The 7,802-nt window shown below is 61.4% G+C and carries 6 protein-coding genes and 1 pseudogene; 3 read left to right on the top strand and 4 right to left on the bottom strand.

Translation table 11 applies throughout. From position 1 onward, the window contains the following. Nucleotides 1-119 precede the first annotated feature (119 nt). Both ASG84_RS26995 and ASG84_RS15520 read left to right on the top strand, forming a co-directional pair. A pseudogene (locus ASG84_RS26995) lies at nt 120-1,006 on the top strand (CoA transferase); the annotation flags it as partial. Between the two features lie 143 nt (nt 1,007-1,149). Further along, nucleotides 1,150-1,842 (top strand): nitroreductase family protein, encoded by a 693-nt coding sequence (locus tag ASG84_RS15520; RefSeq protein WP_082521017.1) that lies wholly within the window; start codon nt 1,150-1,152, stop codon nt 1,840-1,842. Nucleotides 1,843-2,151: 309 nt separating this feature from the next. On the opposite strand, the gene ASG84_RS15515 is transcribed toward ASG84_RS15520, so the two are convergent. Then, nucleotides 2,152-3,000, bottom strand: a complete 849-nt coding sequence (locus ASG84_RS15515) for a GGDEF domain-containing protein (RefSeq protein ID WP_156399543.1) — start codon at nt 2,998-3,000, stop codon at nt 2,152-2,154. Nucleotides 3,001-3,144: 144 nt separating this feature from the next. Here ASG84_RS15515 and ASG84_RS15510 point away from each other — a divergent pair, with 144 nt between their 5' ends. Further along, nucleotides 3,145-4,308, top strand: a complete 1,164-nt coding sequence (locus ASG84_RS15510; RefSeq protein ID WP_082521016.1) for an aromatic amino acid lyase — start codon at nt 3,145-3,147, stop codon at nt 4,306-4,308. 485 nt (nt 4,309-4,793) lie between these two features. On the opposite strand, the gene ASG84_RS15505 is transcribed toward ASG84_RS15510, so the two are convergent. The 3 genes from ASG84_RS15505 to ASG84_RS15490 form a co-directional block, all read right to left on the bottom strand. After that, nucleotides 4,794-5,681 (bottom strand): sugar phosphate isomerase/epimerase family protein, encoded by an 888-nt coding sequence (locus ASG84_RS15505; RefSeq protein ID WP_057477951.1) that lies wholly within the window; start codon nt 5,679-5,681, stop codon nt 4,794-4,796. A gap of 309 nt (nt 5,682-5,990) precedes the next feature. Then, the gene (locus ASG84_RS15495) at nt 5,991-6,770 is read right to left on the bottom strand and encodes a TIM barrel protein (protein ID WP_057477944.1); all 780 of its coding nucleotides are present in this window, start codon (nt 6,768-6,770) and stop codon (nt 5,991-5,993) included. Continuing rightward, the gene (locus ASG84_RS15490; protein WP_057477943.1) at nt 6,767-7,795 is read right to left on the bottom strand and encodes a Gfo/Idh/MocA family oxidoreductase; all 1,029 of its coding nucleotides are present in this window, start codon (nt 7,793-7,795) and stop codon (nt 6,767-6,769) included. The genes ASG84_RS15495 and ASG84_RS15490 overlap by 4 nt, the downstream gene beginning before the upstream one ends. Nucleotides 7,796-7,802 lie beyond the last annotated feature (7 nt).

The raw sequence follows: 7,802 nt of genomic DNA, 5'->3' as shown, positions 1-7,802 counted from the left end.
TTCCTGATCTCTGCTCAGGGGCGCAGATTCAATCCCGTCTTCGTCGAGAAGTAGTGCACCGTCTCGGCGCGCGGGGCGATACGAATGACATCGCCCTGCGACGGGGTCGCGATATCGGGGATGCGCGCGATGATCTGCGCCCCGACAGTGCCGAGATTCGACGCATCCTCGACGGTGCGGCCGTAGATGTAGGCGTCGACACCGGGTTCCTCGACGACGTCGACAACGATGTCGGAACCGTTCGTGAGTTGGTCGGTGATCCGGACCGGCCGCCGGTGCGAGTCGGAGTGTCGATCGGTGACACCATCGCCGCGCTGTATGCAGGCTTCGGTGCCGTTATGGCCCTGCTGCGCAATCGCTCTCGATCGGTCGACGAGGGTCCACTACCGCTCGAGTCCAGGATCGTCGACGTGGCGCTGAGCGAATCCATGTTCTCGGTGATGGAGTTGTTGATTCCTGACTACCTCGCCTACGGCACGGAGCGTAAGCGGCTGTGTGGTCGGATGGAAGGGATAGCGCCGTCGAATGCGTATACCTGTTCGGACGGGCTGTCCATCTTGGTTGCGGGGAACGGCGACGGCATTTTCGTGCGCTACATGCATGCAATCGGGAGAGACGACTTGGCCACCGATCCCGAGTTGGCCGGCGGCGCGGGGTGATGGAAGCGCCGCGACGAACTCGATGACGCGATCGGTGCCTGGGCCGCAACTCTCACCCGGGCCGAGGCGCTGGAGGCGCTCGACACTGCCGAGGTGCCGAGCGGGCCGATCAACACGGCCGCTGATCTCTGTCGAGAAGAACAGATGCTGTCACGCAATATGATTCAAAACTTCATGGTGGACGCCGGTGGGCCCGATCCGGTCGAGGTCGGCTTCCCGGAATCGTCCCGGTGATCGGGCAGCAGTCGATCAAAATTCATAGTCTGGGTCCAGAACTCGGGGAACACACCGAAGAAGTCCTGGCGAATTGTTACGCGGTCAAGAATGCCAGCGGGTCGGGGTTGTAGTCATGTTCGCACAACCCACCTCTGTAGATCGGCGAGAAATCGACGGGGTCCAGGGATGCAAGAGCGCTAGCACCACGGTCGACAACGGGGTAGTATCCGACAAGATCTAATTATGTAATGCATCATGGAAGCGGAGTTGCTCGATGGAAAGGATGTTGTTCGACGTAATTCGGGGACATCACTCGGACCGGAAGTTCTTGCCCACTCCAATGTCGGTAACGGACATCGAGGAGGTGCTCGCGGACGCCTCGATATTCCCGAATGCAAACACCATTAATTCTTGGACCGTTCACGTCGTGTCCGGCGCGAGAAGAAGTGCCCATAGTAAGCGCACACTGGGGCAGTTCGATTCCGTACAACAACCACCCATTCTGGCAACCGGTTATGCAGACGCAACGTGCTCCGATCACGCGAAGAACACCGGCCCGAATTTGCACGGTGTTCCCGGTGACGAGTCTCCGGATATCAAGCTCGGGCAGGAAATGCAGCCCGAGTATCTACGCTTTCACGGTGCGCCCCACGTGGCATTTCTATTCATGCCAATCACCGACGACGAGGTACGCACCGCCGATGACGTCGGCGCTTATGCCCACGCTTTCCTGCTGGCATTGGAATCCAGGGGATATTACGGTGTCCTGCAGACCCTAGTGCCAGCGTTTGCCGACGAGGTCCGTGATGTTCTCGGCGTCTCGGACGAACTCGAACTCTCATTCGCACTCTCATTCGGTTCAGTAGATCCCGATGATCCGATAAGCGCCCCCGTGGATGCGCCCTCCTCACATTGCCGGCATTGCCCTTCTCCAGTTCCTGAGGTCACGGCGCACCCCAACGTCTAATAGAATGAGAACGATTGTAGTCTTCAGCAGTGATGCGCCTCCCTGCGCATTGCTGCAACTCAGTTGGATTGTGACGTCGCGGCGTCCGACACCAAGCTCAAGTACTTCGATCGCACGGCGTCGAAGGTAATGGTCGACGTGGATTAGGCTAAAACCTACGCACGGGATAGAATGTTCGGAATCACGGCTCTCTGATGCTCGCGCGCACTCGATTAATGTGAGTAGGAGATTGCGAGGCACTGACTTGTAAGGACTCGTGGGCACCCTATCTTCTTACGTCAGAGTTTGAATCCGCTCGTGCAGTGAGGTCTAGGCGCGCCCATGCGTCCGCCTTCTCCAGTACATTTCCCAATCGGCGATGCGAAGCACCTCGTGCGCAGACTGTCGCACATCACAGGATGCGTCGATTCTCACCGATGCCGACCCGACGCTGACGGTGCGTCCGGACACCACTTGGGCCTGAGTTAAGCCCGAGACCAGGTTTGTGGTCGGGGCAGCGAGATCGGCGGGTCGACCGATGGCGATACAAGCGAATTCGTCACCGCCCAGTCGTGCGATGATCCAGCGGTTGTCGGCCAGCGCTCGGAGATGCTGGGCCACGTCGACGAGCACTGCGTCGCCTATGTGGTGTCCGTAGTTGTCGTTGACACTCTTCATTCCGTCGACGTCCGCGGCGACGGCGGACATCACAGTCGGTTCGAAAAAGGGGTTCGTCGCAGCGTTGGCCTCTAGGGCAGCGAACAGTCCTCGACGGTTGTGCAGACCGGTCAGCGGATCTACCAGTGACTCTTTGGCGCGTGAACGGAGCTCGCTCACGTACACCATCAGGATCAGTGGAGACGCGAACATCAACAGCATGGTCAAGCTATGTGCGACGACGACCCAGTCGCTGGCGACCTCGGCGTGCACCGTGCGTACGGCCACATGCGCGAGAACGACTGTCGCGAAGGCCATGTGGGCGACGCAGTGGAGTAGGGGCATCGCTACCACGGCCAGAGTGGTGATGACGGGGAACAGGACCGTGCCGCCGATCGCAGTCAATCCCACGTCCTTCGCCAATAGACCGGCAGCAATCGACAGATCCGAGTACACGATGAATGCAGTCAGTAGACCTGGACCGGGCCAACGACCGAGGAACCAGCGCAGTGCAACCGGCAAGGCCGATAGGCTGATCGCGACGACTAGATGGACCCGCAAGCCGCTATATTCCTCCGACGGTGCACTGAGCAGTCCAATGACTCCGATTACTAGTGTGCCCGAACCCACTAGAAACCGAATGACCCGGGTTCGACGGGCGTCTAGATCCACCAAGCCCGATGCAGTGGAGTCCTTTCGGCGGTAAGTCGACACGACCCCGAAACATTGGTCGGTCTTCAGTCGATGCTCAACGACGACACGCTTCCGGAGATCCTGCAGTACGCCTCGATCGGAACCGGCGACCTCGCGGCCCTGGCCGGGACCGCGCTCACCCTCGTGGGAGAGCGGCCCGCAACGCGACCGATTCGTCCGATGCCCCCGTGGACGGCCGACAGTGCCCTGCCGTTCATGAGCAGCAGCGCGTTGACCATCGGTCGAGCGTGTCTTGCCATCGACGAACTTCGACGCCTCGACGACGCCTCCGCTGTCATCTACATGCTCAGCTTCATCGCGCTCGGAGGTAATCACTCGACATTCTCTGAGGCAGCAGCAACAGCAGCGGCGTCACCGAAAGCGTCCGAGGTGACCAGCAGGCTGCGAAACATGCTGGCGTCGAGCATCCCCGGGCAATGGAAACCCGCACGCATTCAAGACCCCTACGGGCTTCGTGTCTACCCGGTCGTCCAGGCCACGGTGACCGCATCGCTCAATTCGCTGGCCGCCCAGGTGGAACGATCGATGAACGTCGCGCAGGAGAACCCGTTGTTCGACGTCGACGGCGACCAAGTGATCCACCACGGTGCCTTCTATCAGGCATCACTCTCGCTCGAACTCGACGGCACCACACTCGCCCTCGCGCTGACTGCGCCCATCACCCATTCGCGGATTCGGATGATCAACGATCCCGAGACCAACTTTGCTCGACCCTTTCTCGCTACCGGACCAGAAGGTTTCTCGGGGCTGATGATGGTCGAATACGTAGCAGCCGGCGCTATCGCAGAAATTCGGAACGCAGCACAACCTGCATCCGTCGGCACCCTGGTCCTCTCCCGCGGCGCCGAAGAAGACGCAACCTTCGCCTCACAGGCCGTCCATCAGCTAGAGCGATCAGTAGCAGCGTACCGAGTCCTACTCGCGTGCGAACTGATCGGCACCATCCGACTCTTGCGTCACCGCAACATGATTCCGCATCTAGCCGGCATCGCATCAGCTGCGGCCACCCTCTGCGCTGCCCTCCCTGATAGTCCCGCCGATCGCGACCTCCGCAGTGACCTCGCAATCGCGGATGAACTACTCGACGACCTCGGCCGCCTCACCGTCGCTGAGTAAACCTGTAGTTCGACCGAGCAAACAGAGCGACAGCCACGGGCAGCGTCTTTCTTAACCAGAGCCGTCGACTTCATTCGGAGCAGCGACGCCGGATTCTGCCATCGACATCGCATGGTTGATGGCGTTGACCGCGCCGGTGCGGGGGCCTACGAGGTCGGGGCGACTGGGTTCGGATCGGCGTGGGCGATCACTGCAGCCGGGATGGGAAGCATCGTCGCCGCGCCGTCGAAACTGCCTCTGCGACAGGCCATCTGCTATTCCGGTTTGGCATCGGCTGGAAGGACGAGTTGTGTTCGCGCACTCAGTCCTTCGAGGTTCCTGTGTTCGGATCAACCGTCGAGATCGGGGAGCGGAACCGCGAAGCAGATCAAGGATAAAGTCGACCGCCCAAAACGTCGAGTGCGGAACGGATAGATACGGACTTTCGTACGTATCTATCCGTTGACGCTTCTGTACTCGGCGGGTCGTCTGCTGAAACGCGGCAACTATCCGGGAACACCTGCGCGTTCGACGACGCCACGCAGATATTCGACACTCGCGATGACGTCGAGTACTGGACCGGCGTCCGTGGGTTCGGCGGTGAGTATGGTGTCCTGTTCGAGGACGAACCAGCCCTCGAATCCAGCGTGGAGTAAACCGCTCACGACACCGGCGATGTCGACGTCTCCGGTGCCGAGCGGCATGTACATGCCCTGGGCGACGGCTTCGGTGTACGTGAGCTCACCCGACTGCACACGGGATGCCAGCGCCAGCGAGACGTCTTTGAGGTGGGCGTGGGCGATGCGATTAGCGAACTTCGTGACCAATTCTAGTGGATCGGTGCCGCCGATCAGAAGATGTCCGGTATCCAAACACAACGGGATGGTCGAACCGTCCAGTACCCGGTACACCTCTTCGCGTCGCTCGATCAGAGTCCCGACGTGCGGGTGCAACACAGCCCGGATGCCTCGCTCCGCTGCGGCAGCCTGCAACCGGTCGAGATTGCGAAGCAGAGTAGACCACTGTGCGTCGTCCAAGGCCGGACGCGAGTCGTATCCCTCGCTTCCGGTGGACGCAGCGAGTACGAGGACTTCGGCGCGCGACGCCACGAACGCATCCAGTAGCGGGGTGATCCCGGGAACCGGATCGTGCTCGGCGTCGTGGAGCAGGACCGGTGCAAAGCCCCCGACCGACGTCAGGCTGTAGCGCTCGAGGGTGGCCGCGAGCTTCTCGGGCTCGGCGGGCAGGAATCCTTCCGGGCCGACCTCTGTAGCGGTGAGCCCGGCGTCGCGCATCTCGGTCAGTACTCGGTCGGGAGAGATCTGGTAACCCCAGCCCGGGACTTCGCAGACGCCCCAAGAAATAGGTGCTCCGGCAATACGAACAGAACTCATGGTCATACCTCGTGAATCTGCACCTGATGGTGCTGTTGATGGGACGGTTGGAGTTTCGGCCATCTGTGCCACCGCACCGTTGTGGGAAGGGCGTTCATCGGTGACGACGAACCGATCAGGGTCGGTCTCCACCGCCTTCTTGTGGTGTCCGGACCTGCCTTCACGAACACGTTCATCGACGACCGGGCCGAATCCACCGTCCCGATGCAACCGATTCGGTCATGGCGTCGAGAACTTCGGCGCTCCGGACAGCGTCAGGCGATATGAGAAGTGGATCACACCCTGCTTCCCATGGGCCCGGAGGAGTTTCTATTGGGAGAATGCGGTGACGAACGCGTCCAGGGCGACGTCGGGGTCGCCGCTTGCCCAGCCTTCGAGGCCTACGACTCCCGTGTACCCGAGTTTGTCGAGGGCTGCTGCTATTGCCATGTAGTTGATTTCGCCCGTTCCCGGTTCACACCGTCCGGGAACATCGGCCACCTGGATCTCGCCGATGTGGGGAAGCGATTCGGTCACGAGATCGATGAGGTTCCCCTCGCCGATCTGCGCGTGGTAGAGATCGAGGTTCATCTTCAAATGGGGGCTGTCGACCGCCCTGACGAGGGCGAGGGTGTCGGACGCTCGGGCGAAAGGCGTTCCGGGATGGTCGACTGTCAGGTTGAGATTCTCGAGGGTGAACACTCGGTCTGCGGCTTCCCCCAGTTCCGCTATGCGGCGCAGGGTGTCCACGGCGGTGAGCCACATGGTGGGCGTGACGATCTCGACCGGTCTGACCGGAAGCCCATCGCCGTCCAGCCCGGTACCGTGGAGGTTCAATCGAGGGCAATCCAGGCGTTCTGCCACGTCGAGCGACATTGCAGCGGTGCGCAACAGTTCGTCGATACCGTCGTTTTCTGTGAGGTTGCCTTCGAGGTATCCGGTCATCGACGAGAAGATTGCTCCGGTTTCGATGAGTGAATCGATGTCCTTGGTTGCCCAATTCCAGATTTCGACCTGCAAGTCCCGTGCGTGGATTCTTCGGACACGTTCGACGAAAGGCAAGTCCAGATACAGCATTTCGGCGCTAGCAGCGAGAGTGAAAGTACTCATGATGCGACCTCGTCCAGACGAACGGCTGCTCCGGTTTCGACACTGCGTATGGCAGCGAGTGCGACCGCGAGCGCTGTGCGTGCATCACGGCCGGTGACGGGCGCGGGTCGGCCGGACCGGATCGCTTCGGCGAAGGCTGTGAACTCGCCGACGTACGACGTCCCCAATAGGTCTGTATCGCGGCGTGAGGTATCGATCTCGATTCCTTTGCTCCCGTACAGCACCATGTCGGTCGTGTTTCCCCGGCCCGCGGTGACCATGCCCTGGGACCCGAATACTTCTCCTCGGACGTCGTATCCGTAGAGCGCGGAGAAGCTGGCCTCGGCAGTCGCGATAGCGCCGTTGTCGAACTCCACCGTGACCACTGCAGTATCGAGGTGTCCGAGCTCTTTAGCGTCTGGCCGAATGAGCGCGTCCGCCAGGGCCGTCACGCGAGCAGGCGACGAACCCGGGTTGAGAAAGCAGAGTGTGTCGAAGTCATGGATCAGCGTCTCCAGGAAGATCGTCCATTGCGGGACCCGCGTCGGGTCTCCGCCCCAGGGGCCGGGATCGCGGGTGAGCGACCGGAGCAGTTGTGGAGTGCCGATGCGGCCTGCGTCGATCGCCTCGCGGGCAGCGATGAAACCCGGGGCAAACCGACGGTTGAAGCCGACCTGCAGAACGACACCGGCGGTATCCGTAGCGGCGATCGCACGGTCTGCGTCGGCGAGCGTGACGGCCATGGGCTTCTCGCAGAAGACGTGCTTGCCTGCCTCTGCTGCGGCAACCACGAGATCGGTGTGGCTGCGCGCGGGCGCCGCGATGAGTACCGCGTCGATGTCGTCCGAGGTGAGCACGTCCTTGACCTCGGTCGTGGACATCGGCGCGCCCAGCTGTTTTGCCAACCGGGCGGCTGCGTCACCGATCGGGTCGCTCACGGCCGCGAGGGTGGCACCGACGACGCGTTGCGCTACGAGTTCGGCGTGGTTCGCTCCGATGCGGCCTGCTCCGATAAGGGCGATGCGTACGGGGTCGGTCGGTGACATCGAATGC

The sequence above is a fragment of the Rhodococcus sp. Leaf278 genome (genome assembly GCF_001426085.1).
GTDB lineage: Bacteria > Actinomycetota > Actinomycetes > Mycobacteriales > Mycobacteriaceae > Rhodococcoides.
The sequence above is the reverse complement of the archived record's forward strand: the minus strand, read 5'-3'. Positions and strand labels throughout refer to the sequence as shown.

Excerpts from the sequence above, each read along its gene's own strand:
- ASG84_RS15505 (WP_057477951.1), bottom strand. The coding sequence starts at position 5,681 with ATGAGTTCTGTTCGTATTGCCGGAGCACCTATTTCTTGGGGCGTCTGC.
- ASG84_RS15520 (WP_082521017.1), top strand. The coding sequence starts at position 1,150 with ATGGAAAGGATGTTGTTCGACGTAATTCGGGGACATCACTCGGACCGG.
- ASG84_RS15495 (WP_057477944.1), bottom strand. The coding sequence starts at position 6,770 with ATGAGTACTTTCACTCTCGCTGCTAGCGCCGAAATGCTGTATCTGGAC.
- ASG84_RS15490 (WP_057477943.1), bottom strand. The coding sequence starts at position 7,795 with ATGTCACCGACCGACCCCGTACGCATCGCCCTTATCGGAGCAGGCCGC.